Origin of the sequence: Sphingomonas sp. SAFR-052, from assembly GCF_051965015.1 — a bacterium.
Classification (GTDB): Bacteria; Pseudomonadota; Alphaproteobacteria; order Sphingomonadales; family Sphingomonadaceae; genus Sphingomonas.
In genome coordinates, this window is the sequence record NZ_JBQCMO010000001.1 from 576,007 (window position 1) to 600,352 (window position 24,346).

General features: G+C 64.7%; 21 protein-coding genes. 14 read left to right on the forward strand and 7 right to left on the reverse strand.

The genetic code is table 11. From position 1 onward, the window contains the following. Positions 1-2 precede the first annotated feature (2 nt). The 4 genes from dcd to ACTHQV_RS02690 are packed head-to-tail and all read right to left on the reverse strand — an operon-like array spanning position 3 to position 2,144. Positions 3-557 (reverse strand): dCTP deaminase, encoded by a 555-nt coding sequence (gene dcd / locus ACTHQV_RS02675; protein ID WP_056450640.1) that lies wholly within the window; start codon positions 555-557, stop codon positions 3-5. Further along, positions 554-997, reverse strand: coding sequence for a cytidine deaminase (locus ACTHQV_RS02680; protein WP_440488233.1), 444 nt, complete (start codon positions 995-997; stop codon positions 554-556). Before ACTHQV_RS02680 ends, dcd begins: the two co-directional genes overlap by 4 nt. After that, entirely contained in the window at positions 994-1,662 is a 669-nt protein-coding gene (locus tag ACTHQV_RS02685; protein ID WP_440488234.1) for a GH25 family lysozyme, read from the reverse strand. The genes ACTHQV_RS02680 and ACTHQV_RS02685 overlap by 4 nt, the downstream gene beginning before the upstream one ends. After that, positions 1,662-2,144, reverse strand: coding sequence for a UPF0262 family protein (locus ACTHQV_RS02690; RefSeq protein ID WP_440488235.1), 483 nt, complete (start codon positions 2,142-2,144; stop codon positions 1,662-1,664). The genes ACTHQV_RS02685 and ACTHQV_RS02690 overlap by 1 nt, the downstream gene beginning before the upstream one ends. A 91-nt stretch (positions 2,145-2,235) precedes the next feature. Here ACTHQV_RS02690 and ACTHQV_RS02695 point away from each other — a divergent pair, with 91 nt between their 5' ends. Beyond that, positions 2,236-3,747 carry a replicative DNA helicase gene (locus ACTHQV_RS02695; protein ID WP_242116596.1) on the forward strand — a complete coding sequence of 504 codons (1,512 nt, stop codon included), beginning with the start codon at positions 2,236-2,238 and terminating at the stop codon, positions 3,745-3,747. A gap of 76 nt (positions 3,748-3,823) precedes the next feature. Here the strand turns inward: ACTHQV_RS02695 and ACTHQV_RS02700 are convergent, their stop codons facing one another. Next, positions 3,824-7,228, reverse strand: a complete 3,405-nt coding sequence (locus ACTHQV_RS02700) for a TonB-dependent receptor (protein ID WP_440488236.1) — start codon at positions 7,226-7,228, stop codon at positions 3,824-3,826. 362 nt (positions 7,229-7,590) lie between these two features. Here ACTHQV_RS02700 and ACTHQV_RS02705 point away from each other — a divergent pair, with 362 nt between their 5' ends. The 4 genes from ACTHQV_RS02705 to ACTHQV_RS02720 are packed head-to-tail and all read left to right on the forward strand — an operon-like array spanning position 7,591 to position 13,567. Beyond that, complete coding sequence (locus ACTHQV_RS02705) at positions 7,591-9,111, forward strand: tryptophan halogenase family protein (RefSeq protein ID WP_440488237.1); 1,521 nt, start codon at positions 7,591-7,593, stop codon at positions 9,109-9,111. Positions 9,112-9,120: 9 nt separating this feature from the next. Further along, positions 9,121-10,548: a tryptophan 7-halogenase gene (locus ACTHQV_RS02710; RefSeq protein WP_440488238.1), complete on the forward strand. Its 1,428-nt coding sequence runs from the start codon at positions 9,121-9,123 to the stop codon at positions 10,546-10,548. Next, positions 10,545-12,059, forward strand: coding sequence for a tryptophan halogenase family protein (locus ACTHQV_RS02715; protein ID WP_440488239.1), 1,515 nt, complete (start codon positions 10,545-10,547; stop codon positions 12,057-12,059). The genes ACTHQV_RS02710 and ACTHQV_RS02715 overlap by 4 nt, the downstream gene beginning before the upstream one ends. Next, positions 12,056-13,567: a tryptophan halogenase family protein gene (locus ACTHQV_RS02720; protein WP_440488240.1), complete on the forward strand. Its 1,512-nt coding sequence runs from the start codon at positions 12,056-12,058 to the stop codon at positions 13,565-13,567. Before ACTHQV_RS02715 ends, ACTHQV_RS02720 begins: the two co-directional genes overlap by 4 nt. Positions 13,568-13,718: 151 nt before the next feature. Here ACTHQV_RS02720 and ACTHQV_RS02725 read toward each other — a convergent pair whose 3' ends face one another. Continuing rightward, positions 13,719-14,735: a cupin-like domain-containing protein gene (locus tag ACTHQV_RS02725; protein ID WP_440488241.1), complete on the reverse strand. Its 1,017-nt coding sequence runs from the start codon at positions 14,733-14,735 to the stop codon at positions 13,719-13,721. A gap of 189 nt (positions 14,736-14,924) precedes the next feature. On the opposite strand from ACTHQV_RS02725, the gene ACTHQV_RS02730 reads away from it, so the two are divergent. The 9 genes from ACTHQV_RS02730 to ACTHQV_RS02770 are packed head-to-tail and all read left to right on the forward strand — an operon-like array spanning position 14,925 to position 23,582. Further along, positions 14,925-16,148, forward strand: a complete 1,224-nt coding sequence (locus tag ACTHQV_RS02730) for an MFS transporter (RefSeq protein WP_440488242.1) — start codon at positions 14,925-14,927, stop codon at positions 16,146-16,148. Further along, positions 16,145-17,203: a sugar phosphate isomerase/epimerase family protein gene (locus ACTHQV_RS02735; RefSeq protein WP_440488243.1), complete on the forward strand. Its 1,059-nt coding sequence runs from the start codon at positions 16,145-16,147 to the stop codon at positions 17,201-17,203. The genes ACTHQV_RS02730 and ACTHQV_RS02735 overlap by 4 nt, the downstream gene beginning before the upstream one ends. Continuing rightward, positions 17,200-18,342, forward strand: a complete 1,143-nt coding sequence (locus ACTHQV_RS02740; protein WP_440488244.1) for a Gfo/Idh/MocA family protein — start codon at positions 17,200-17,202, stop codon at positions 18,340-18,342. The genes ACTHQV_RS02735 and ACTHQV_RS02740 overlap by 4 nt, the downstream gene beginning before the upstream one ends. A 2-nt stretch (positions 18,343-18,344) precedes the next feature. Further along, the gene (locus ACTHQV_RS02745) at positions 18,345-18,722 is read left to right on the forward strand and encodes a c-type cytochrome (RefSeq protein WP_440488245.1); all 378 of its coding nucleotides are present in this window, start codon (positions 18,345-18,347) and stop codon (positions 18,720-18,722) included. Further along, positions 18,719-19,642, forward strand: coding sequence for a hydroxypyruvate isomerase family protein (locus ACTHQV_RS02750; RefSeq protein WP_440488246.1), 924 nt, complete (start codon positions 18,719-18,721; stop codon positions 19,640-19,642). Before ACTHQV_RS02745 ends, ACTHQV_RS02750 begins: the two co-directional genes overlap by 4 nt. Positions 19,643-19,654: 12 nt before the next feature. Then, positions 19,655-20,485, forward strand: a complete 831-nt coding sequence (locus tag ACTHQV_RS02755; RefSeq protein WP_440488247.1) for a 3-keto-disaccharide hydrolase — start codon at positions 19,655-19,657, stop codon at positions 20,483-20,485. Then, on the forward strand, positions 20,482-21,051 hold the full coding sequence (locus ACTHQV_RS02760) for a gluconate 2-dehydrogenase subunit 3 family protein (protein WP_242116583.1): 570 nt from the start codon (positions 20,482-20,484) through the stop codon (positions 21,049-21,051). The genes ACTHQV_RS02755 and ACTHQV_RS02760 overlap by 4 nt, the downstream gene beginning before the upstream one ends. Then, positions 21,048-21,881, forward strand: a complete 834-nt coding sequence (locus ACTHQV_RS02765) for a sugar phosphate isomerase/epimerase family protein (protein ID WP_440488248.1) — start codon at positions 21,048-21,050, stop codon at positions 21,879-21,881. Before ACTHQV_RS02760 ends, ACTHQV_RS02765 begins: the two co-directional genes overlap by 4 nt. Positions 21,882-21,905: 24 nt before the next feature. Next, a complete protein-coding gene (locus tag ACTHQV_RS02770) occupies positions 21,906-23,582 on the forward strand; it encodes a GMC family oxidoreductase (protein WP_440488249.1) in 1,677 nt (558 codons plus the stop codon). A 258-nt stretch (positions 23,583-23,840) separates the two neighbouring features. On the opposite strand, the gene ACTHQV_RS02775 is transcribed toward ACTHQV_RS02770, so the two are convergent. After that, on the reverse strand, positions 23,841-24,308 hold the full coding sequence (locus ACTHQV_RS02775; RefSeq protein ID WP_440488250.1) for a hypothetical protein: 468 nt from the start codon (positions 24,306-24,308) through the stop codon (positions 23,841-23,843). Positions 24,309-24,346: the final 38 nt, after the last annotated feature.

Consider the following 24,346-nt stretch of genomic DNA (forward strand, 5'->3'; position numbering starts at 1 on the left):
GGTCAGAGCCGGGGCAGCGTCACCCCGCGCTGACCCATATATTTGCCGGCGCGGTCGGCATAGCTGGTGCCGCAGGGCTGGTCGCCCTTCAGGAACAGAAACTGGCAGGCGCCTTCATTGGCGTAGATCTTGGCGGGGAGCGGCGTGGTGTTGGAAAATTCCAGCGTGACATGGCCTTCCCATTCGGGTTCCAGCGGGGTCACGTTCACGATGATCCCGCAGCGCGCATAGGTCGATTTGCCGAGGCAGATGACCAGCACGTCGCGGGGCACGCGGAAATATTCGACGGTGCGGGCGAGCGCGAAGCTGTTGGGCGGGATGATGCAGACATCGGTCTTGCGATCGACGAAGCTGTTCTGCGCAAAGTCTTTCGGGTCGACCACGGCGGAGTCGACGTTGGTGAAAATCTTGAATTCGTCCGACACGCGCGCGTCATAGCCATAGGATGACAGGCCGTAGCTGATGCACCCCTCGCGCCGCTGCGATTCGACGAAGGGTTCGATCATCCCCGTCGCCAGCGCCTGTTCGCGAATCCAGTGGTCCGACAGGATGGTCATGCTTTTCCCCCAATTCCCAGGTCGCCCGGACCGAATGCGTGCGGCAACAGAGCGGATAGCTTGTGGGCTTCGACCTCGCCGCCCCCTAGTCCAGAGCAATAGACGTCCAGATCGCGCCCGCCCATCTGCGCCGCTTCGTTCAGCACCTGCCGACAGCGGCCACAGGGGCGGATCGGATCGGTGTCGCGCTCGCCCATCCGCCCGCCGACGATGCCGACCGCAACGATCTGATCGAGCTTGCCGGCCCCGCTGGCGGTCGCGGTGGCGACGGTCTCGGCGCAGAGCGACAGGCCGTAGCTGGCGTTTTCGAAGTTCGTGCCGGTGACGATCGATCCGTCGGTCAGCAGCAACGCCGCTCCGACCGCAAAGCGCGAATAGGGCGCATGGGCGTGGGCGGCGGCGGCGCGGGCGGCGTCGATCAGGGCGGCGGGATCGGTCATTGGGCGGCTACACTCCACGCGACGGGACGCTCGACGCCGTCGATGCGCCGCGCCGGGTTCGCCTGCCACATCCGCCACGGCCGCGCCAGATAATCGGGTTCGAAGAAGCGCCGCGTACCCCACAGCGGACGGACGATCGCGGCGCTGACCCGATATGCATCCTCGAACGCCGGCGAGATACGCAGCATCATCGGTCGCCCGTCATGATATTCCGCCGGCCCCAGGAACCCGCGGATCGCGGTCATGACCTGCGCGCGGGTCGGGCGGGCGGTGCAGTCCGGTGAGAAATCGAGCGAGAGGGTAGCGGGCAGGGCGTCCGCCTCGCGCGGCACGGTGGTCAGATAGGTCGTGACCTGATCGGCGGTCGGCTCGCACAGCGAAAAGGCGTGGAGCGCGCCGTGACGCAGACCGGCGACATGCGCGCCGTTCCAGTTCGTTTCGAACGCGGCATCGCGCTGCGTCCCCTGCGACGCGGTGACATAGGCGAAGTCGGCGCCGCGCGCGCGGACGGTCGGCCAGTCGACCGAGCCGTCAATGGCCGAAACGGTCAGGCCCTGCACCGGAAACCGGGCAGGCTCGGGCGTCCAGCCGAACGACCATTGCCACGCGAACAGCGCGACGAGCGCCAGCACCGCCAGCGCGACGAGAATCAACCTGAACCGCATCACGCCTTGATATGCAGCACGCAGATCAGGGTGAAGAGGCGGCGGGCGGTGTCGAAATCGATCTCGACCTTACCGTCCAATCGTTCGCGCAATGCCTCGGCCGCCTCGTTGTGGATGCCCCGCCTCGCCATGTCGATCGTCTCGATCTCGTGCGGGGTCGCCTGTCGGATCGCTTTATAGTAGCTGTCGCAGATCGCGAAATAATCGCGGATCGGGCGGCGCAGGCGGGCCATGCCCAGCACCAGCGTCTCGATCAGGCTGCCGTCCTCGCGCGTGATGTCGATCGCCAGCCGCCCCTCGGGCACCGACAGCGCGATGCGGTACGGCCCGGCATAATGGTCGGGGGGCGTGCGGGCGGGCGCAAAGTGATTCGCCTCGAGCAGGTCGAAGATGGCGATGCGGCGTTCCTGCTCGATATCGGCGCTGCGCCACAAGATGGTGCGCTCGTCGAGGGTCACGTCGATGATCCGGGGATCGGCCATGGCCTCCTGTCGCCGCTTCATGTGCTGGCGTCCACCGCAAAATGCGCTGTCAAGCGGTTGAGCGTAAGGCCGAGGTCTGGGACAAGGGGCGATGGCTACTGTTCACAGCATCGGCGGGGGTACCCCCCCGCAACCCCCGCGCGTGCCCCACAATGTCGATGCGGAGGCGGCGCTCTTGGGCGCGATGCTGATCGACAACGGTCTGGCTGACGACATGGTCGAACGGCTGGATATCGAGCATTTCTACGATCCCGCCCATGCGCGCATCTTCGAACGGATTCGCGACGTCCGCCGCACCGGCATGATCGCCAGTCCGGTGACGCTGCGGCCGATGTTCGACAATGACGAATTGCTGGCGGCGCGCGGCGGCACCCAATATCTGGTCGAGATCACCGGCAGCAACGCCAGCCTGATCGGCGCGCGGCAGTTCGCGCAGCAGATCTACGACCTGGCGCAGTTGCGCGCGCTCATCACCGTGGGCCGCACGCTGGTCGAAAACGCCACCGATACCTCGACCGAGGTCGATCCGAAGAAGCAGATCGAGGCCGCCGAGGAGGCTTTGTTCAAGGTCGCGGCGGAGGGGAATACGACCAATGCGGTCAAATCGTTCGCGCAGGCGACGACGATGGCGGTGCGCATGGCCGAACGCGCGATGAATTCGGGCGGCGGCCTGTCGGGCGTGACCACCGGGCTCGCGTCGGTCAATGGCCGGATCGGCGGCATGCATCACAGCGATCTCATCATCCTTGCCGGGCGTCCCGGTATGGGCAAGACGTCGCTCGCCACCAACATCGCCTTCAATGCCGCGCAACGTTACATGGACGACCAGCGCGCGGGGATGGAGAAGGGCAAGTCGGTCGGCGCGAAGGTCGCGTTCTTTTCGCTCGAAATGTCCGCCGACCAGCTCGCGACGCGCATCATGGCCGAGCAGGCGGAAATCAGTTCCGAAGCGCTGCGCATGGGCAAGATCCGGAAAGAGGATTTCACCCGCCTCGCCAACGCCGCCGCCGATCTCGAGCAGTTGCCGCTCTATATCGACGATACCGCGGGGCTCTCGATCTCCGGGCTGCACACTCGCGTCCGCCGCTTGCAGCGCAAGCTGGACGGCGAACTGGGGCTGGTCGTGGTTGACTATCTGCAACTCCTGCAAGGCTCCGGCAAAGGCAGCGACAACCGCGTGCAGGAAATTTCGGAGATTTCGCGCGGATTGAAGACGCTGGCCAAGGATATCGGTGTGCCGGTGATGGCGCTGTCGCAGTTGTCGCGCGCTGTCGAGCAGCGCGAGGACAAGCGACCGCAGCTGTCCGACCTTCGTGAATCAGGGTCGATCGAGCAGGACGCTGACATGGTTTGGTTCGTGTACCGCGAAGACTATTACGTTGCGGCCAAGGAGCCGAAGCGTCCGCGCGACGGCGACGATGCGAAGGTGTTCGAGGACCACGCCAAATGGGCGATGGATATGGAACGTGTCTATGGCCTGGCCGAGCTCATCATCGCGAAGCAGCGTCACGGCGCCACGGGCAAGGTGACGCTGAAGTTCGAGCCGCAGATCACCAAGTTCAGCGACTATGCCGGCGGCGGGTTCAGCGGTCTGGACGAATAGCCGGTCGATCTTCACCGGACAAAGAAAGGGGGAGGCGCCGGTGGCACCTCCCCCGATTTGTTTGCGGCAGGTCCCGTCAGATGCGGAACAGCGCGCCAATAACGATACGGCGATCGTTCAGGAAGCTGAACCGGTCGTACCGCTGGCCGTCGGCGTCGATGATGCCGTACGCCTTGCTCTTCGTATCGAGGATGTTGGCGATCGAGCCGCGCAGCTGTAGGTTGCCGATGTTAAACTTCAGCGACGCGTCGAGGAAGCCGGCGTCCTCGGCATAGATCGGGTTGCCCGTCACATAGTCGCGATAGGTCAGCAGGTAGGACGACCGCCAGTTATAGGCGAGACGCGCTTCGACCACCTTGTCCTGATAGATCGCGACCGCGTTGGCGATATGCTTGGACTGGCCGAGCAGATCGCTGACGCCCCAGCGGAACACCTGCGTCACGTCGTCGGGAACGCCGTCGCCATTGGCATCGGCGCCGTTGCCCGGCGGCGTCGTCGTCGCGTCGATGAAGGTGTAGTTGCCCTGTACGCCCAGATGCTTGAGCGGTCCCGGCAGGAAGTCGAAGAACTGCTGGTAGCCGACTTCGACGCCCTTCACCTTCGCCTTCGCCTGGTTGACCGGACCGTTATAGACGATGTTCAGCGTCTTGCCGTCGAGCGTCGTCGTGCCCAGCGACAGGTCGCCGTTGGTGATGATGTTCGACAGGCTCTTGTAGAAGCCGGCGACCGACAGATAGCCGCCCTTGAAATACCATTCGTACGACAGGTCGAAATTGTCGGCGGTGGTAGGTTTCAGGAAGGGGTTGCCGCGGCTGACGCGAATCTCGCTGGCGGAGATGTCGTTCGCACCGCGGTCGACACCGAACAAGGGATCGTTCGGGTCGGTAATCCGCACCGGGTCGGTACGGGTCGTCGTGATGACATATTCCTGCGAAGCCCGCAGATCCTGTACGTTCGGCCGGCTGAGACCCCTGCTGTAGCCGAAGCGGAACAGCATCTCGCGGTTCAGATTGAACTTCATGTTGAACGACGGCAGCCACTTTTCGTCGACCAGGTTGAGCGTGGTCGGGATCGCGGCCTGTTCCGAATAGGCGACCGCCTGCGGTGCGAAGTCGCGGATATCGTCGCGGCTCTCGGCATTGTCGGTGCGCAGGCGACGGCCGGTCGTCGGATCGATCGTGTATTGGCATCCCGTCTGTCCCGCGCCCCCGGCCGGATTACACGACGGCAAGTCGGGGTTGAACGGGCGGAATGCCTGGAAGCCCGACGATTGCAGTTCGGTGCGGACATAGCGGACGCCGACATTGCCGTCGATCGACATGCCGCCGTCGAAGTCATGCTTGAAGTCGACGCGGACATAGGCGTTCTTCGTCCGCTCGGTGATGTCGGACGTATCCTCGGGACGATAGACACCCTGACCGAAGCGCGTACCATTATCGATCCCGCGCGGAACCCAGCTGCCCAGCGTCGCGAGCTGGGGTTCGCTGGCGATATACTTCCGATAGGCGGAGTAGTCGTTCAGGATATCGCTGTTTACGAACACGAAGGCGGTGTTGCTGCCCGGAATGACGCCATCGCCACGGAAGAAGTCCTTGAACTCGACTGCTTCGAAACCCTTGCTCGGGTTCTGGAACGTGCCGGCGATACCATAGCCGCCGGCCCATGCCGGTGCGATCGCACCCCAGTTCAGTGCCATTTCCGAATTGACCTGGCTGCGTTCGGCGAAGCGGGCGCCGAACTTCACGCTGTCGAACCAGCTGGCAAGGCCGTCGCCACCCGACACGTCGTAGCTGACGTCGCCGCGCAGCGCGTACAGGTCGCCGTCGCCATTCTGGAACTGATCGGCCGCGTACTGGAAATTGGCCCCGTTGAAGTCGGCCGAGTTCGTCGGCGAAGGGATGTACACCCCAGGTGCGTTGATGAAACCGTTGGAATTGGTGATCGGGTCACGATCACCGGTGAAACGGGTATTGCTGGGGTTGAAGCGGTGCGCCGGGTCGATGAAGAATTCGACCCGCGGATGATCGAGGTCCGGCTTCACCGAATAGTTGAAGTAGCTATTCATGCCACCCCAAATCTGGCGCTGCCGGGCGTCCGCCTTGGTATATTGCCCGTCGAGCGTGACGAAGAGGCGCTCGGTGGCGTTCCATTTGATGTTCAGGCTGAAGTCCTCGGTGGTTGCTTCTTCCTGTTTGCCGACGCCGAGCATGCCGATGTCGCGACCCCGCGCACCGGTCCACGAATCGTTGTTGCTGGTGACGAGCCCTGATTCCATCAGCCCGCCGCGGACCGGATACAGGTTTTCGCAGTCGCCGGGCGCAACCGGACGGCCGCCGGGGCCGCTGCACAACGGAAGTCCGTTCGAACCCCAGTTCCTGTTCAACTGCATGTTCTCGACACCGATCTGGACGCCGCCATTATGATCGGGGAACCATTCCAGCGTATCTTCGATGCTGTTGATCTTGCTTTCGACGCGAATGTACTTGAACGTCGCCTGCAGGCCGTCGTTCCGCCACTGCAGCGCGCCGTAATAGCTGATACGGTCGCGATCGAATTCGGTATTGCGGAACTGGAAGCCCGGCGTGATGCCGACGATGCGCGACGGATCGACACCGTTGAACTCGTTCAGCCGGTTGTCGTCGTTGAAGTTGCCGGTTTGCGGCACGTTGCCATTGGCGTCGAGCACGCGCGGGATCGGCGGGCTCTGCTGCCAACCATTGATGCGCGAATCGAGGCGCGAGCGCGAATAGGAGCCGAGGATGCCGAATTCGCCGATGCCGGTCTGCCAGCGCTTGCCGGCGGTGATGCTACCCTGCGGCGACCATTTCTTGCGAAGATCGGAATAGGTCCCATCGACCGAGATGACGAACAGGTCCTTCTTGCTGTCGAAGGGTTCGAGCGTGCGCAGGTTGATCGTGCCACCGATGCCGCCTTCGATCAGGTCGGCGCTCTGGTTCTTGTAGACGTCGACGCCGCCGACCAGTTCGGGCGGAATGCTCGAGAAGTCGAGTGCGCGACCGCCATTGGCGGAGAAGGCGTCACGGCCGTTGAATTCGGAACGGACGAAGCCGAGGCCGCGCACCAGGTTGCCGCGACCTTCGGGAGAGGGAAAGTCGGGGCTGCCGCCGTTGGTCGGGAAGCGCGAAATGGTGACGCCCGGGATACGACCGATCGCTTCGGCGACCGACAGATCTGGCAGCGTCGCGATGTCCGACGCGGTGATCGAGTCGACGAAGGTCGACGAACGGCGCTTAATCTCCTTGGCCGATTCGAGTGCGGCGCGGATGCCGGTGACGACGATTTCGCCCTCGGGCGTCGCGTCCTGTGCGTTCGCAAGCGGCGTCGGCACCTTTTCGTCCGGCGGGGTGATCGCGGTCTGCGCGGCGGCGAGTGCGGGCGTCATTGCCAAGGTCAGTGCCGAGGTGGCCATGAGCAACCGCTTGGCCGAGCGCGACGGATACGCGAGTACCTGCATCTTCATCAATCTATCCCCTCCCTGTAGCGGCTTGTGGTACGTGCCGCCCGGTGTCCCCTGTGCTCGATCCTTACTGCTCGTTTTTCGTTTATCGATACGATACGGCTAGCAATGGTGCGGCAACGAAGAGCGGCATAACTGATCCGATTTACCCCGACAAGATAGCGGTAACATATTTAGCCGACATCGTTGACAATTGTACGTGCGCGGCGTTTTGATTAGTAATCGAAGTTACATTACGTACGTAATTATTGCTGCATTGCAACGTGTTAGGGATATCGCTCCCTTTGTTCTTGTGCAGTGCGGACGAAGTGGTCGGAGAGAGGCGGTTCCATGACAAAATGCGCCGGTAACGGGCCGAAAACCGCATGAGTGTTGCAAGTGACATCGAACGCATCTGTATCGTCGGCGGCGGGACCGCCGGATGGATGACCGCTGCTGCGCTTGCGAACAGACTGCACGGTCTCGGCGTCCGCGTGCAGCTGATCGAATCGGACGAAATCGGGACGGTCGGGGTCGGCGAAGCGACGCTGCCGCACATCCGCGCGTTCAATGCGACGCTGGGTATCGCCGAATCGGACCTGATGCGCGCGACCGAGGCGACGTACAAACTGGGCATCGAATTTTGCGACTGGGGGCGAATCGGCGATCGCTATATCCACCCGTTCGGCAATTACGGGCCGACCGATGACGGCATTCCCTTCTACCATCAATGGCTGCGGCTGCGCGAACAGGGCGATACGACCCGGCTCGACGAATATTCCTTTCCGGTGATCGCCGCCGAGAACAACCGCTTCCGTCATCCGGGCAGCGACGTGCGGCAGGTCGGATCGAGCTTCGGCTATGCCTATCAGTTCGACGCGTCGCTCTATGCCCGCTTCCTGCGCCGCTATGCCGAGGCGCGGGGTGTCGAGCGGGTCGAGGGCCGGGTGGTCGATGTCGCGCTGGATGGCGAACGCGGCCATGTCCGCGACGTGACGCTGGCCGACGGCCGTGTGATCGATGCCGAGCTGTTCGTCGACTGTTCGGGCTTTCGCGGGTTGCTGATCGAGGGGGCGCTGCGATCGGGCTATGACGACTGGAGCAACTGGCTGCCGTGCAACCGCGCGGTCGCGGTGCCGACCGACAGTCGCGGGCCGCTCGGCCCCTATACCCGCGCGACGGCGCGGACCGCGGGGTGGCAGTGGCGGATTCCGTTGCAGCACCGGGTCGGCAACGGCCATGTCTATTGCAGCAGCTTCATTTCCGACGACGATGCGCAGGACCAGCTGGTCGCCAATCTCGACGCGCCGATGCAGGCCGAGCCGCGGCGGTTGCGCTTCACGACGGGGCGGCGGCGCGACTTCTGGAAACGCAACGTCGTCGCGATCGGCTTGGCCAGCGGGTTCCTCGAACCGCTCGAATCGACGTCGATCCACCTGATCCAGGACGGCATTACCGAATTGCTGGCGCTGTTCCCGACCCGCGCCTTCGATGCGGGCGATATCGACGAATATAATCGGCGGATGGCGCTGCATTTCGAACGGGTGCGCGACTTTCTGCTGCTGCACTATGTCGCGACCGAGCGCGAGGACAGCGAAATGTGGCGGCATTTTCGGGCGCTGACCCTGCCTGACAGTTTGCAGGCGAAGATCGATGCGTGGCTGACGCGCGGCTATGTCGTACCCTATCAGTTCGGATTGTTCCTGCCGCCCAGCTGGGTGGCGGTGATGCTGGGGCAGAGACTGATGCCGAGAGGATATGATCCGCGCGTGTTGGCGCAGGACGATGCGACGATCGCGGCGCGCGCGGCGGCGCTGCGCGGGGCGGTGGCGCAGGCGGTGCAGGCGACCCCCGACCATGCCGATTATATCCGCCGGTCGCCGGCCGCGGCCGGTCTGGCGGCCTGAAGGACGGTGATGCAGGGTTTCGAGTCGTCCGCACCGGTCGGACGCATATTGGTATGTGGCAGCGGGCTTGCCGCCGAGATGACGGTCGCGGCGCTGGCGGCGCAATTGCCGTCGCACGTCGCGATCCTGCGCGTCGATGCCGGCGATCAGCACAGGAGCGATCTGTTCTATGGCAGCGTCACCGCGCCATCGGCCTATGGCTTCAACCTGTCGGCCGGGGTCGACGAACGGCGGCTGATCCTCGACAGCGATACGAGCTTTTCGTGGGGGACGCGCTATGCCGATTGGGGCGGGCGCGGCTGGATGCAGGGCTTTGCGTTGCCGTTCCCGGTGATCGACGGCGTGCACCTGCACCAGTATCTGGCACTGGTCGGGGCGGATGGGATCACCCCCTATGTCGCCGGGGTCCAGGCGGCGCGGCGCGGCGTGTTTGTCCATCCGCCGCGCGAGGGCGACGGGCAGCATCCGCTGGCGCGCGCCGAATATGGCTATCAGTTCGATCCGGCGGACTATGCCGCACTGTTCGCCGCGGCGGTTCCGGCGGGGCGGGTCGAGCGGATTGCCGGGTCGGTTGTTGGCGTGGACGTCGCGGGGGGGGCGATCGAGGGCGTGCGGCTGGACGATGGCCGGTTGGTGACCGCCGACCTCTATGTCGATTGCAGCGGCCCGGTGGCGATGCTGCTGTCGGCGCTGGCGCCCGAGTGGCATGGTGATCGCCGGATCGCGATCGAGGTCGAGGATAGCGCCAGCGCCGACGAAGCGCCGCTGCGGACGGTGCGCGTGTCGGCGGAGGGATGGCAGAGCGAGACGCCGCTAAAAGAGCGCGTCCGCCGGATGCGGGTGTCGGCATCGGACGGCGCCGAGGTCCTGCTCGGCCGGCGGTCGCGCGGATGGGTCGGCAATTGCGTCGGCATCGGACAGGCGGCGGCGGTGGTCGAACCGCTGACGCCGGCGCCGATGATGCTGCTGGAACGCGATATCGAACGGCTGCTGACGCTGATCCCGACGCGGTGCGATATGGGCGTGGAGGCGCGCGAATATGACCGGCGCTTTGCCGACGATCACGACCATGCCGGCCTGTTCCAGCGCGCGTTCTTCACCGCCGAGGGGCTTCCCGACGGCCCCTATTGGCAGGCGGCGAAGGCGCAGGCGGTGCCGGAGAAGCTGGCGCGCAAGCTGAGCATGTTCGCCGACCGCGGGGTGCTGGTGGCCTATGACCTCGAACCGTTTCATCCGGAGGACTGGGTGATCCTACATCTGGGGATGGGGCTGCGGCCGATGCGCCACGACCGGCTGGCCGATCGCGCCGATCCGGTGCGGGTGCGGCAGTTCCTGTCGAAGATGGCGGGTGATATCGAAGCGGCGGTGGCGAAGCTGCCGCCGGCGCGGATCTATCGGGCGCAACTCGAGCAATATCTGAAGCGGGGAATGCTATGAGCGCGCCGCTGTTGCGCCGGATCGTGATCGTCGGCGGTGGATCGGCCGGGTGGATGACCGCCGCTGCGCTGTCGAGCCTGCTCGACCCGAAGGATGTCTTAATCACGCTGGTCGAATCGGACGCGATCGGCACGGTCGGGGTGGGTGAGGCGACGATCCCCGACATTCTTGCGTTCAACCGGATGCTGGGCGTGAACGAGGCCGAGTTCATGGCCGCGACGCAGGCGACGTTCAAGCTGGGCATCGAGTTCGTCGATTGGGGGGCAAAGGGCGACCGCTATGTCCACCCGTTCGGCCAGCATGGCGTCGACATGCAGGGGATCGATTTCCATCAATATTGGCTGCGCGCCCGCGAGCATGGGGCACCGCAGCCGATCGAGGATTATAGCCTGTGCGCGGTGGCGGCGCGGGCCGGCAGGTTCGTCCTGCCCGATCCCGATCCGCGATCGGTGTTGTCGCACATTCGCTATGCCTATCATTTCGACGCGACGCTCTATGCGCGCTTCCTGCGCCGCTATGCCGAGAAGCGCGGCGTGGTGCGGGTCGAAGGGATTGTCGGTGCGGTCGGGCAGGGTGCGGATGGCGTCGTTACCGGGCTGACGCTGAGCGACGGGCGGGTGGTCGAGGGCGATTTCTTCTTCGACTGCACTGGTTTCCGCGCGTTGCTGGCCGGGGAGACGCTGGGCAGCGGCTTCGTCGACTGGAGTCACTGGCTGCCGTGCGATACGGCGCTGGCGGTGCCGAGCGAACATGCCGGGCCGCCGGCACCCTATACTCGTGCGACCGCTCGCGATGCCGGGTGGCAATGGCGCATCCCGACGCAGCGGCGGGTCGGCAACGGCCATATCTTTTCGAGCGCGTTCACGACCGAGGAAGCGGCCAGCGCGACGTTGCTCGCCAATCTCGATGCGCCGGCGCTTGCAGATCCACGCCGTATCCGGTTCAGGGCGGGGTGTCGCGAGACGTTCTGGTCGGGCAACTGCATCGCGATCGGGCTGGCGGCGGGGTTCCTCGAACCGCTCGAATCGACCTCAATCTACCTGATTCAGGAGGGGATCAGCCGGTTCATCTCGCTATTCCCGCGCGGTGACATGCCCGACATCCTGCGCACCGAATATAACCGCCACATGCGCACCGAGTTCGAACAGGTGCGCGATTTCATCATCCTGCACTATGCAGCGACCGCGCGCGACGACACGCCGTTCTGGAACCATTGCCGGACCATGACCCTGCCCGATACGCTGCTGCACAAGATCGAACTGTTTCGGGAGACCGGGCGGGTGTTCCGGTACAATGACGAGCTGTTCACCCGGCCGAGCTGGGTGGCGGTGATGCTGGGGCAGGGGATCGTGCCCAAGGCGTCCGATCCGATCGTCGCGACGCTTCCGCAAGCGGATGTTGCGCGCAGCTTGACGTCGATGCGCGAGGCGATGGCGGCAGCGGTCGCGCGGATGCCGAGCCATGGCGACTTCCTCGCCCGCTACTGCCCGGCACAGGCGATGGCGGCATGAGCGAGGCGAACATCCGCAGCATCGTCATCGTCGGCGGCGGCACGGCGGGATGGATGGCGGCGGCGGCGCTCTCGCACATGCTGGCGGGCAGCGGCATGACGATTCGCGTGGTCGAATCTGAAACGATCGGCACGGTCGGCGTCGGCGAAGCGACGATCCCGCATATCCAGTATTTCAACCGGCTGCTCGGCATCGACGAGGACGATTTCGTTCGCCGGACTTGCGCGACGTTCAAGCTCGGCATCGAGTTCGTCGATTGGGGGCAGATCGGCGAACGCTATATCCATCCCTTCGGCACCTATGGGCAGGAGATGGAGGGCATCCATTTCCACCATTTCTGGTACCGCCATGTCCAGGCCGGACGCGCGCTGCCACTCGATCGCTACAGCATCGGCGTCGGCGCGGCGCGGGCCGGCAAGTTCATGCGACCCGATCCATCGCGGCGTGGGTCGCCGCTGGCCGGCATCAGCTATGCGTTCCAGTTCGATGCCGCGCTCTACGCCAGATATCTGCGCGAACGTGCCGAAGCGGCGGGCGTGGTGCGAACCGAAGGGCGGATCGTCAATGTCGCGCTGAACGGCGAGAGCGGCCATGTCGATCATGTCGTGCTCGACGATGGCAGCCAGGTTGCGGGCGACTTGTTCATCGACTGCTCGGGGTTTCGCGGGCTGCTGATCGAGGGGGCGCTGAACGCCGGTTACGACGACTGGCGCGAATGGCTGCCCTGCGACCGGGCGGTGGCGCGGCCGTGCGCGCGGGGCGGCGATCCGACGCCCTATACCCGCGCGACCGCGACCAGTGTCGGGTGGCGCTGGCGCATTCCGCTTCAGTCGCGCACCGGCAACGGCCATGTCTATTGTTCGGACTATGTCGATGACGACACCGCACTTGTCATGCTCAATGACGGGCTGGACGGGGCGCCGCTGGCCGGGCCGAATTTCCTGCGCTTCACCGCCGGGGTGCGGCGCAAGGCGTGGGACCGGAATGTCGTCGCGCTCGGACTGGCGGCGGGGTTTCTCGAACCGCTTGAGTCGACCTCGATCCACCTGATCCAAACCGGGATCGCGCGGTTGCTGACCAACTTCCCCGATCGCGCGTTCAACCAGCCCGATATCGATTACTATAACCGGCGGACGCGGCTGGAGTACGAACAGGTCCGCGACTTCCTGATCCTGCATTACAACGCGACGGTGCGCGACGACAGTCCGTTCTGGCGCCGCTGCCGCGACATGGCGATCCCGGCATCGCTGGAGGAGCGCATCGCGATCTTCCGCGAAAATGCCCGGCTGTATCGCCACGACAATGAATTGTTCAGCGAAACGAGCTGGCTGGCGGTGCTGCATGGGCAGAATATTCACCCCAAACGGCATCACCCGATCGCCGATATCCTGTCCGAGGAAGAGCTCGACCGGCGAATGACCCATATCGCGGGGGCGATGGATGCCGGGGTGCGGGCGATGCCCGACCATATGGCGTTCATCGACCGCTTTTGTCGAGCGACTGGCTAGGATCAGTACAACCGCAAACCGTTCGTGCTGAGTAGGGGCTGAGCGAAGTTGAAGACCCGTATCGAAGCACCCTTGGCTATCCTTCGATACGCCGCTTCGACAAGCTCAGCGGCTACTCAGGACGAACGGAAGGGATTGCGGCCGGTTCGCCCTAACGACGTAAATCGTCGATCAGATAGTGTTTCACCCGCTGCGCCATGTCGGGCGTCATCTCGCCCAGCGCGCCGCGACCGGCGGGGGGCAGATGGGTGACCGCGTCGTGACCGGTGCCGAAGACATAATGGTCGAACCATGTCCGCCACACGTCGCGCTCGCGTTCGGGCAGGTCGCGGATGCTCATCACCGCGTGCATCAGCGTGCGGAACGGGGAGCCCTGCCAATGGCGCGGCGACAGGTCCCACCAATAATTGGTGAGCACGTTGATCGGCGACAGCCCTTCGACCTGATGCCACCACATATACGGGATGTAGATCGCGTCGCCAGGTTCCAGTTCAGCCTCGAGCGCGGTTTCCAGCGCCTCGGCATAGCGCGGATAGCGTTCGAGATCGGGGTTGCGCAGATCGACCATACTGACCGGCGGCCCGGCAAAGGTGAAGTCGAACGGCCCGACATACAGGTTGCGGACCTGTTCGGGCGGAAACAGTGTGAAGCGCCGTCGCCCGCCGACGACCACTGCGACATTTTCCGACATGTCGAAATGGGTCGACACCGTCACCCGGTTGCCGATCCACAGCCGCGCGACCGCGCCCGGACCGGTGATGCCGAGCACATTGTCGCGTGCGAAATCGGGACAGTTTTCGACGATCGGCACCGCACCGGCGTAAAAGGCCGGCGGCTGTTCCTCGTCACGGACGCCCATCAGCACGCGCAGCAATTCGGCGATCGGCGCGAGGCGCTGCCGATAATTCAGCCCGCGCAGGTCGTTGCTGTACCAGAATCGCCCGTTGATCTGCGGCGGTCCCAGAAAGGCAGGCACCGGTTTGCCGAGGTCGGTCGCCTCGATATAGTCGCGCAACGCCTCGTCCGACTGTCGCGCCGCCTGCACCGCCGGCCACGACGCGGCGATACCGCGCAGGACCGCCGGCTGGCGCAGCGGCACGATCTCCGTTTCGAACCGCTGGCGATCGACATCGTGCCATTCGCGGATCGGCTGAAAACTGCGCGTCATATCGGAAAGCCCGTCAAATTACCGTCCGGCAACCACCCGCCGGATGTAACAGCCTGTAAATGGCCAGTTTGCGGATGTCGATGACATCACGTCTTTACACCGCGCGCGGACCTACCTAGCCTTGCAAACGAATTAGCAGACAATACTGCGGAGGGGTGGCTGATGGCCATAGCGGAGGGTGTCGGGCCCGTGACCGAAAATTCGGTCGGCGGAAGTCTGACCGCGCGGCTGAGCGCGTTGATGTTTATGCAGTTCTTCATCTGGGGGGCGTGGCAGGTCACGCTCGGCCTGGTGATGCAGACGGTCGGGATCGGAAACCTGATCGGCAACGCGTTTTCGATGGGACCGATCGCGTCGATCGTGGGCTCGCTGCTGCTCGGCATGGTCGCGGTGCGCTATGTCGCGCCGCGGATGCTGATGGTGATCCTGCATCTGGTCGGTGGCGTGCTGCTGTACCTGCTGCCGACACTGCTCACGCCTGAAAATGGCGGCACGTTCGTGTGGCTGCTGCTCGGCTACATGATCCTGTACATGCCGACCGTGGGGCTGGCGAACACGATCGCGCTCAAGAGCTTCGGCGATCGGACCGATAATTTCCCGTTCGTTCGCGCCTTCGGCACGATCGGCTGGATCGCCGCGGGCCTCATCATCGGCTGGGCGGGGCTGTCGGCCAGCCCGAAGATCTTCTGGGTCGCGGCGGTCGTCTCGGTCGCACTCGGCGTCTACAGCTTCACCCTGCCGGCGGTCGAGGCCGACAAGCCGCAGGGCGGCAGCGTCCTCGCCCAGGTGTTCTGCGTCGAGGCTTTCGGCCTGATGCGGCAGAAGTCGTTCCTGATCTTCATCATCTGCGCGACGCTGATCTCGGTGCCGCTGGCGATGTATTATGCCTATGCCTCGCCCTATGTCGGGGCGGCGGGGATCGAGAATGTCAGCGGGACGCTGGCAATCGGGCAGATGTCCGAACTGGTCTTCATGTTCTCGATGCCGTGGCTCTATCGCCGCTTCGGGGTGAAGCCGCTGCTGCTGGTCGGCATGGCGGCATGGGCGCTGCGCTATGCGCTCTTCGCGATCGGCGACGGTGGATCGGGGCTGTGGGCGATCTATCTCGGCGTCGCGCTGCACGGCGTGTGCTACGACTTCTTCTTCGTCGCAGGCGCCATCTATGTCGGCACCATCGCGACGCCGAAGGGCGTCAATGCGCAGGCGCAGGGTATGCTGACCTTGTTCACCTATGGCGTCGGCATGTTGCTCGGCTCGCAGATCGGTGCGCTGATCTACGCGCAGTTGCCGACCGCGCCGACCATCGCCGACTGGCAGGGCATGTGGGTCTATCCGGCGGTCGCCGCCGCCGCGATCGCGCTGCTGTTTCAATTCACCTTCCGCGACGATCGTCGCAAGGAGACGCTGGCATGACGGGAATGAAGGGGCCGGGCATCTTCCTGGCGCAGTTCATGGGCGACCAGGCGCCGTTCGACACGTTGGAGAACATGGCCGAATGGGCCGCCGGGCTCGGCTATGTCGGTGTGCAAATCCCGTGCGATCCGCGGCTGATCGACCTGAAGACCGCGTCGGAGAGCAAGGATTACTGCGACGACCTGCGCGGCAAGCTGGCCGAGCACGGCATCGAGCCGACCGAGTTGTCGACGCATTTGCAGGGGCAGCTGGTCGCGGTCCATCCGGCGTACGACACGCTGTTCGACGGCTTCGCGCCCCCGGAAGTGCACGGCAAGCCCGCTGAGCGGCAGGTCTGGGCAGTCGAGCAGGTCAAGATGGCGGCGAAGGCCAGCGCCAATCTGGGGCTGAAGGCGCATGCGACCTTCTCCGGCGCGCTGGCATGGCCCTATGTCTATCCGTGGCCGCAGCGTCCGGCCGGGCTGGTCGAGGAGGCGTTCGCCGAACTGGCGCGGCGCTGGACCCCGATCCTCGACGTGTTCGAGGAAAATGGCGTGCATTGCGCGTTCGAGGTCCATGCGGGCGAAGACCTGCACGACGGCGCGACGTGGGAACGCTTCCTCGAGGCGGTGAAGGGGCACAATGCCGCGCGGCTGCTGTTCGATCCGTCGCATTACGTCCTGCAACAGCTCGATTATCTCGACTTCATCGATCGCTATCACGACCGGATTTCGTGCTTTCACGTCAAGGATGCCGAATATAATCCGACCGGGCGGTCGGGCGTCTATGGCGGCTATCAGGACTGGGTCGATCGCCCGGGGCGGTTCCGCTCGCTGGGCGACGGGCAGGTCGATTTCTCGGGCGTGTTCAGCCGCATGGCGCAATATGGCTATGACGGCTGGGCGGTGCTCGAATGGGAGTGCGCGCTCAAGAACTCGGCGGATGGCGCCAGCGAAGGTGCCCCGTTCATCGAGGCGCATATGATCAAGCTGACCGACCATGCCTTTGACGATTTCGCCAAGAGCGGCGTCGATCGGGCGGCGATCCGGAAGTTGATGGGATTGTCGGCGGAATGAGTGGGAAGGCGTTGAAGCTGGGTATGGCCGGCGGTGGCGAGGGCGCGTTTATCGGCGCGATCCACCGCAAGGCGGCGGCACTGGATGGCGACTGGCAGCTGGTGGCCGGTGCGTTCAGCAGCGATGCCGCGCGCAACGAGCGCAGCGGTGCCGCGCTCGGGCTCGATCCGCAGCGTGTCTATGGCGATCTGAACGCGCTGATCGCCGCCGAAACGGGGCTGCCCGAGGGCGAGCGGATCGATGCGCTGGCGATCGTTACGCCGAACCATCTTCACGCGCCGATGGCGATCGCGGCGCTGGAGGCGGGCATCCACGTCTTCTGCGAAAAGCCGATGGCGATGAGCAGCGACGAAGCGCGCGCCATCGCCGCAGCGGCGCGCAAGAGCGGCGCGAAGTTCGCGCTGGCCTTCACCTATAGCGGCTATCCGCTGGTCGAGGAGGCGCGGGCGCGCGTCGCGCGCGGCGATCTGGGCAAGATCAGGCTCGTTCAGGTTGAGTATCTGCAGGGTTGGCTAAGTTTGCCGATCGATGGCGAAGGCAACAAACAAGCGGAATGGCGCACCGATCCGGCCAAGGCTGGCTTGGGCGGCTGTCTGGGCGATATCGGCACCCATGCCTTTCACCTTGCCGAGCATGTCTCGGGTGTGCGGGTGAGCGAGGTGTCGGCCGACCTGACCGTGCATGTCGCCGGAAGGCGGCTCGACGACGATGTCAGCGCGCTGCTGCGCTTCGAGGGCGGCGCGCGCGGTACGTTGAAGGCGACGCAGGTCGCGGCGGGCGAAGAGAACGGTCTGAAGCTGCGCGTGTCGGGCGAACATGGCACGCTTGAATGGGCGCAGATGGAGCCGAACACGCTGACGCTGCGCTGGCTCGATCGGCCAGCGGAGGTGGTGCGCGCGGGCGGACCGGGACTGGCGCCGTCAACGCAGGCGCTGCTGCGGACGCCATCGGGGCATCCCGAAGGCTATATCGAGGCATTCGCCAATCTGTATCAGGGGTTTGCGGCAGCGATCCGTGGGCAGGACGAACGCTTCGTCCCTGGCCTCACCGACGGGCTGCGGACGATGACCTTTATCGAGGCGGTGATCGCGAACGCGGCATCCGACCGGAAATGGACCCCAGTGGAAGCGGGAGAGTAAAGATGAAACTGCTGACGGGTATGGCGATCGTAGGAGCGGCGGGTGCGACCGCTTTGCTGGCGACCGCAACGCCGACCACCGCGCAGACCGCGGCACCGCCCGCGTTCAATGCGTGCAAGGCGTGCCACACGGTCAACAAGGGCGGCCGCAACGGCATCGGCCCCAATCTATTCGGGGTCGTCGGACGGCCGGCTGCATCGGTGCCGGGCTTCAACTATTCGCCGGCGATGAAGGCGTCGAAGCTGCGCTGGGATGCGAAGACGCTCGACGAATATCTGGCGGCGCCGGCCAAGAAGGTGCCGGGCACGCGGATGCCGATCGCCACGCCCGATCCGGCGAAGCGCGCGGCGATCATCGCTTATCTGACATCTGCAAAATGAGCGGGGTATCGCGACGCACGGTGATGGCGGGGGCCGCCGCCGCGACGCTGACCGCCGGGGTCGGTGCGTCGCAACGACGCGAGGGCGGCGGCAGCAATGCCGCGCGCTTCTCGCTGAAATTCGCGCCGCACGAGGGCAGCTTCGCCAGCCGCGGCGACCGAATCGAACAGATCGCCTATGCCGCCGATCAGGGCTTTACGGCGTGGGAGGATAACGAGGCGGCCGGTCGCAGCATTGCCGAACAGACGGCGATGGCGAAGGCGCTGCAACAGCGCGGCATGACGATGGGCGTGTTCGTCGCCAGCATGCCGAAATGGTCGCAGTCGCGGCCGTTGCTGGGGGCGAATGACGGGGCGGAGCGCGAAGGCTTCCTGAACGACATCCGCGCATCGATCGACGTTGCCAAGCGGCTGTCGGCGACGCGGATGACGGTGGTGACCGGCTTCATGGATCCGAAGGTGCCGGTGGATATCCAGACGGCACGGGTGATCGACGTGATGCGTCGGGCCGGCGATATCGTCGCGCCGCACAACATCGCGATGGTGATGGAACCGCTGAACACCCGGACCAATCATCCCGGCGTCTATATGCAGACGGTTGCGCAGGGCTATGCCGTCGCGCGCGGGGCGAACAGTCCGGGGGTCAAGATCCTCGCCGATCTGTATCACGAGCAGATCCAGTCGGGGAATCTGATTCCGACCCTGGACACTTGCTGGGACGAGATCGGCTACATCCAGTTCGGCGACAATCCGGGCCGCAACGAGCCGGGAACCGGCGAAATCAACTATGCCAACATCGTCAAATGGCTGCGTAACAAGCGCTATGCCGGGGTGATCGGCATGGAACATGGCAATTCGATAAAGGGTCGTGCCGGGGAGGACGCGCTGGTCGCGGCCTATCGCCGGATCGATCAGGCTTGAAGGGAGGGGATGATGCGGCTGCGTAATATAGCGGCACTCGGTTCCGCACTGACAGCGCTGGCGGGTTCCGCCGGTGCGCAGGACCGGCCGGGGTTCAAGGATACGCCCGTGCTGCCCGGCGGTCAGTGGCGGGTGCACGATGCTGACCGGCCGACACCGACGGTGGTGACGCCCGCCGCACAGCCGGGCGGTGCGCCGTCCGATGCGATCGTGCTGTTCGACGGGCGATCGGTCGACGCTTGGTCTCCAAAGGGCACGCCATGGCTGGTCAAGGACGGCGCGCTGACCGTCCCGTCGCGCGGGCCGGACGGGAAAGGTGGCGGCGATCTGGTGTCGAAGCAGAGCTTCGGCGACGTGCAACTGCACCTCGAATTCCGCAGTCCCAATCCGCCGACCAAGACGTCGCAGGATCGCGGCAACAGCGGCATCTGGTTCATGCAGCGCTACGAGGTGCAGATCCTCGACGGCTATCAGAACCCGACCTATGCCGATGGCACGGTCGGTGCGGTCTATGGCTGGAAACCGCCGCTGGTGAACGCGTCGCGCAAGCCCGGCGAATGGCAGACCTATGACATCATATTCGAACGGCCGCGTTTCGCCGCCGATGGTTCGCTGCTGCGCCCCGCCTATGTCACCGCGATCCTGAACGGGGTGGTGGTGCAGAACCACCAGGCGATGCTGGGCACGACCATCTGGCGGCAGGTCGCGAAGTACGAGGCACATGGCGATGCCGCGCCGATCCAGTTGCAGGATCATGATTCGCCGGTGTCGTTCCGCAACATCTGGGTACGGCCGCTGCCCGAGAGCGCGATCGCGCAGGACCTGAAGGAGAACAGCAAATGATCGATCGCAGAACGGCGCTTGCCGGTGTCGCGGCGATGTTCGGCACCGCGCTCTATGCGCCGCTCGCCCGTGCCGTGGGTGCGGAGGGTCCGGTCGGCGTACCGGCGATCAGCGATGGCCCACCGAGTGCGGCGGTGTTCACCGCGCCGCAACGCGCGCTGATGACGGCGCTGAGCGAACGGGTGATCCCGACCACCGATACGCCGGGCGCAATCGCCGCGGGCGTGCCGGCCTATATCGAAAAGCTGCTGGCCGATTGGTCCTATCCCGCCGAGCGGGTGCCGATCGTCGCCGGGCTCGACGCGATCGAGAAGCGCAGCATGACCGATTACAAGGTCGCGGGTGCAAAGGCGACGCCCGCGCAGCAGGACGCGTTGCTGACGCTGGCGATGAACGACCAGATTCCGGGCGGCAAGACCTTCTTCGAAGCGTTCCGGCAGCTGGTCATCGCCGGCTATTACACGTCGGAAATCGGCATGACGCAGGAACGCGAATATCTGCCGGTACCCGGTGAGTATAACGGCGCCTTCCCCTATTCGCAGGTCAACAAGGTGTACAGCGCATGATCGTCAATCGCAGGCACGTCCTGGCCGGAGCGGGCGGCATCGCCGCGCTCGGCGTCACCGGCATAGCGCAGGCCGCGCAGATCAAGGCCGTCGGCATCCAGCTCTACACGGTGCGCGACCTGTTCCAGAAGGACCCGGTCAAGACGCTGGGTGACATCGCCCGCATCGGCTACAAGGAAGTCGAATATGGCGGTGGCGGCTATGACGCCATGGACCACAAGCTGTTGCGGCGGACCACGGACCGGCTGGGGCTCAAGGCGCCCTCCGTACATGTGCCCTATGAAGCGCTGCTGGCTTCGTTCGACAAGCAGGTCGAGATGGCCAAGACGCTGGGGGCCGATACGGTCATCCTGCCGTACATGATCGACAAATATCGCACCGAAGCCGGTTGGAACGAGGCGCTGCCGAACATCAATCGCTTCGCCACCGACCTGCGCAAGGCCGGGCTGGGCTTCGCCTATCATAACCACGACTTCGAATTCACGGTGAAGCCGGGCGGCGTCAGCCTGTACGAGCGGTTGCTGAGGGCGACCGATCCGGCGCTGGTGAAGATCGAGCTCGACCTTTACTGGGTCGGCCATGCCGGCGAGGATGTCGGCGGCTGGATCGACCGGCTGGGGCCGCGCCTCTATGCCTATCACGTCAAGGACGCGCGTGCCGATGGCAGCATGACCGCGGTCGGCGCCGGCAAGACCGATTTCGCGGCGCTATTCCGCCGCCGCGGCAGTGCCGGCGTCCGCCATTTCTATGTCGAGAACGATCAGGCGCCTGCGCCCTATCTGCCCGACATCACCACCAGTTTCCGGACGCTCAAGGCGCTGCGGTACTAAAACAGATACCCTTGGAGGGGAATTATGGCAGTCACCAACAGGTTCGACGCGATCGTCATCGGATCGGGCGTCAGCGGCGGGTTCGCCGCCAAGGAATTGACCGAAAAGGGCCTGCGCGTCCTGATGCTCGACCGTGGCCGGATGGTCGAGCATGTCGAAGGCTATCCGTATGACGGCAAGCCGGCATATGAGGTCCCGGCGCGCAATCAGATGCCCAAGCCGTTGATGGACAGCGACTATTTCATCGCGAAATATGGCTATGTCTCGCCCAGCAACCGGTCCTTCTACAATGACGACCGGTTGAACCCCTATGCCTATGACGAAGGGGAGAAGTTCTACTGGATCCGCCCGGGTGCGGTCGGCGGCAAGTCGCTGATCTGGGGTCGCTGGTCGTTCCGGTGGAGCGCCGACGATTTCGAGGCGAACAAGCGCGAGGGCATCGATGGCGCGTGGCCGATCGGCTATGACGACGTCGCCCCGTGGTACAGCTATGTCGAGAAATATATCGGCGTATCGGGTTCGCGCGAGAACCTGCCGTACCTGCCCGACAGCGAATTCCAGCCGCCGATGCCGATGAACGTCGCGGAGAAGTGGCTCAAGGAACGGCTCGAGACCCAGTTCCCAGGTCGCAAGCTGATCCACACCCGCCTGTCGAACATGACCGAGGACAAGCCGGACCAGAACCGCAGCAAGTGCCAGTTCCGCAACCAGTGCGGCAATGGCTGTTCATTCGGTGCCTATTTCTCGACCCAGGCGGTAACCTTGCCGGCGGCGCGGGCGACGGGGCGGCTGACGCTGCGCTCGGACGCGGTCGTCACCAATCTCGAATATGATGCCGCACGCAAGAAGGTGACTGGCGTCCGCTTCGTCGATGCGAAGACCGGGCAGGCGGAGACGGTGCAGGCGAACCTCGTCTTCCTGTGCGCATCGGCGATGGCATCGACGCAGATTCTGATGAATTCGCGGATGGGCGGCGGCGGTCGCAGCCATTTCGACACCAGCGGTACGCTGGGCCGCTATGTCATGGACCATATCTTCCGCGTCGGCGCCGAGGGCGAGATCCCCGGCATGACCGACCTGATCGAATATGGCCGGCGGCCGGGCGGGGTCTATGTCCCACGCTTCCGCAACCTGAAGGGCGAGGAAGGCGTCGGTTTCCGTCGCGGCTATGGCTATCAGGGCAGCGCGCGGCGCGAACCGATGGCGCCGGTCGGCTTCGGCAAGGACATGAAGCACGGCATGCGGCAATATGGCCCGTGGAAGTTCGGTATGGGCGCGTTCGGCGAATGCCTGCCCTATGCCGACAACCGCGTGTCGCTGCACGCGAACAAGGTCGACCGGTTCGGCGTGCCGTTGATGAAGTTCGACGTGAAGTTCCGCGACAACGAACTGAAGATGATGGCCGATGCCCGGATCGAGGGCGAGAAGATGCTGAAGGCGGCGGGCCTGACCAATGTCCGCAGCTATGAAGGCGCGCATATCCCGGGCGACGCGATCCACGAAATGGGTGGTGCGCGCATGGGGGCCGATCCGCGCAAGTCGGTGCTGAACGGCTGGAGCCAGGCGCATGATGCGTCGAACCTGTACGTCACCGATGGTGCCCAGATGGCGTCGGTGTCGTGCGTGAACCCCTCGCTGACCTTCATGGCGCTGACCGCGCGTGCGGCGGACCATGCGATGCGGACGAAGCCCTGGGCATAAGGGGCAGCGTAACCGGGAGGCCCCGGCCCTGGCTGGGGTCTCTTGCGGCTAGAATGTTATAGAAGCCGCAGGAGGCCCGGCCGCAATCTGTACGAGAGTCCGCCTCGCCGTGTCCCCGCGAAGGCGGGGACCCAGGGAAAGAAGAGCGAGCCGTTGATTTGCGTGGCTCTGGACCCCCGCCTCCGCGGGGGTACGGTAGGGTCCGGGGTTAGGTCGTGGACTTTCGCAAAGACTCCCATACGCCGTGTGACGTTTGGGTCAGCCTTCGGTGGAAGTATATGCCGGGTCCGGCCGCAGTCCGAGCAGGATCAGCAGCGCGCCTGCCATCGCCTCGCCATCGCCGGCGGTGACCGATTTGGCATCGTCCGGCCGCGGTTCGAAGCCGTTGTTCGCACCAAGATTGTCAGAAGGCGTCAGCACGACCGTGTCGCCGGTACGGTCGATGTCGACGCGACGCGCTTCGCGCATGAAGGTTTTGAAGTTCTTGACCGCCGCTGCGTCCTGGAAGGGGATGAACTGGCGCTTCCATTGCTCGGGGGTCGGGTCGGCGATCTCGCCGCACGATGCTGCGAGGGCGGCAGCGATTGCCTGCGCGACGACGGCCTTCTTTGCCGATTTGCCGAACCACTGGGGATCGGTCGCGATGGTGTCGCCAGATATGGTGCGCGATACCGGCGCGATGATGATCCGGCCGTTGGTGAAATAGGCGACTGCCGATTGCTGCATCGCCGCCCTTTGCGCCCGAAACCGGGGCGGGGCAAGCA

Bases quoted from the DNA above. Each gene is read 5' to 3' on its own strand.
- ACTHQV_RS02690 (WP_440488235.1), bottom strand. From the start codon at position 2,144: ATGGCCGATCCCCGGATCATCGACGTGACCCTCGACGAGCGCACCATC.
- ACTHQV_RS02720 (WP_440488240.1), top strand. From the start codon at position 12,056: ATGAGCGAGGCGAACATCCGCAGCATCGTCATCGTCGGCGGCGGCACG.
- ACTHQV_RS02765 (WP_440488248.1), top strand. From the start codon at position 21,048: ATGATCGTCAATCGCAGGCACGTCCTGGCCGGAGCGGGCGGCATCGCC.
- ACTHQV_RS02710 (WP_440488238.1), top strand. From the start codon at position 9,121: ATGCAGGGTTTCGAGTCGTCCGCACCGGTCGGACGCATATTGGTATGT.
- dcd (WP_056450640.1), bottom strand. From the start codon at position 557: ATGACCATCCTGTCGGACCACTGGATTCGCGAACAGGCGCTGGCGACG.
- ACTHQV_RS02775 (WP_440488250.1), bottom strand. From the start codon at position 24,308: ATGCAGCAATCGGCAGTCGCCTATTTCACCAACGGCCGGATCATCATC.
- ACTHQV_RS02770 (WP_440488249.1), top strand. From the start codon at position 21,906: ATGGCAGTCACCAACAGGTTCGACGCGATCGTCATCGGATCGGGCGTC.
- ACTHQV_RS02735 (WP_440488243.1), top strand. From the start codon at position 16,145: ATGACGGGAATGAAGGGGCCGGGCATCTTCCTGGCGCAGTTCATGGGC.
- ACTHQV_RS02695 (WP_242116596.1), top strand. From the start codon at position 2,236: ATGGCTACTGTTCACAGCATCGGCGGGGGTACCCCCCCGCAACCCCCG.
- ACTHQV_RS02755 (WP_440488247.1), top strand. From the start codon at position 19,655: ATGCGGCTGCGTAATATAGCGGCACTCGGTTCCGCACTGACAGCGCTG.
- ACTHQV_RS02685 (WP_440488234.1), bottom strand. From the start codon at position 1,662: ATGCGGTTCAGGTTGATTCTCGTCGCGCTGGCGGTGCTGGCGCTCGTC.
- ACTHQV_RS02750 (WP_440488246.1), top strand. From the start codon at position 18,719: ATGAGCGGGGTATCGCGACGCACGGTGATGGCGGGGGCCGCCGCCGCG.
- ACTHQV_RS02745 (WP_440488245.1), top strand. From the start codon at position 18,345: ATGAAACTGCTGACGGGTATGGCGATCGTAGGAGCGGCGGGTGCGACC.
- ACTHQV_RS02715 (WP_440488239.1), top strand. From the start codon at position 10,545: ATGAGCGCGCCGCTGTTGCGCCGGATCGTGATCGTCGGCGGTGGATCG.
- ACTHQV_RS02700 (WP_440488236.1), bottom strand. From the start codon at position 7,228: ATGAAGATGCAGGTACTCGCGTATCCGTCGCGCTCGGCCAAGCGGTTG.
- ACTHQV_RS02725 (WP_440488241.1), bottom strand. From the start codon at position 14,735: ATGACGCGCAGTTTTCAGCCGATCCGCGAATGGCACGATGTCGATCGC.
- ACTHQV_RS02740 (WP_440488244.1), top strand. From the start codon at position 17,200: ATGAGTGGGAAGGCGTTGAAGCTGGGTATGGCCGGCGGTGGCGAGGGC.
- ACTHQV_RS02705 (WP_440488237.1), top strand. From the start codon at position 7,591: ATGAGTGTTGCAAGTGACATCGAACGCATCTGTATCGTCGGCGGCGGG.
- ACTHQV_RS02680 (WP_440488233.1), bottom strand. From the start codon at position 997: ATGACCGATCCCGCCGCCCTGATCGACGCCGCCCGCGCCGCCGCCGCC.
- ACTHQV_RS02760 (WP_242116583.1), top strand. From the start codon at position 20,482: ATGATCGATCGCAGAACGGCGCTTGCCGGTGTCGCGGCGATGTTCGGC.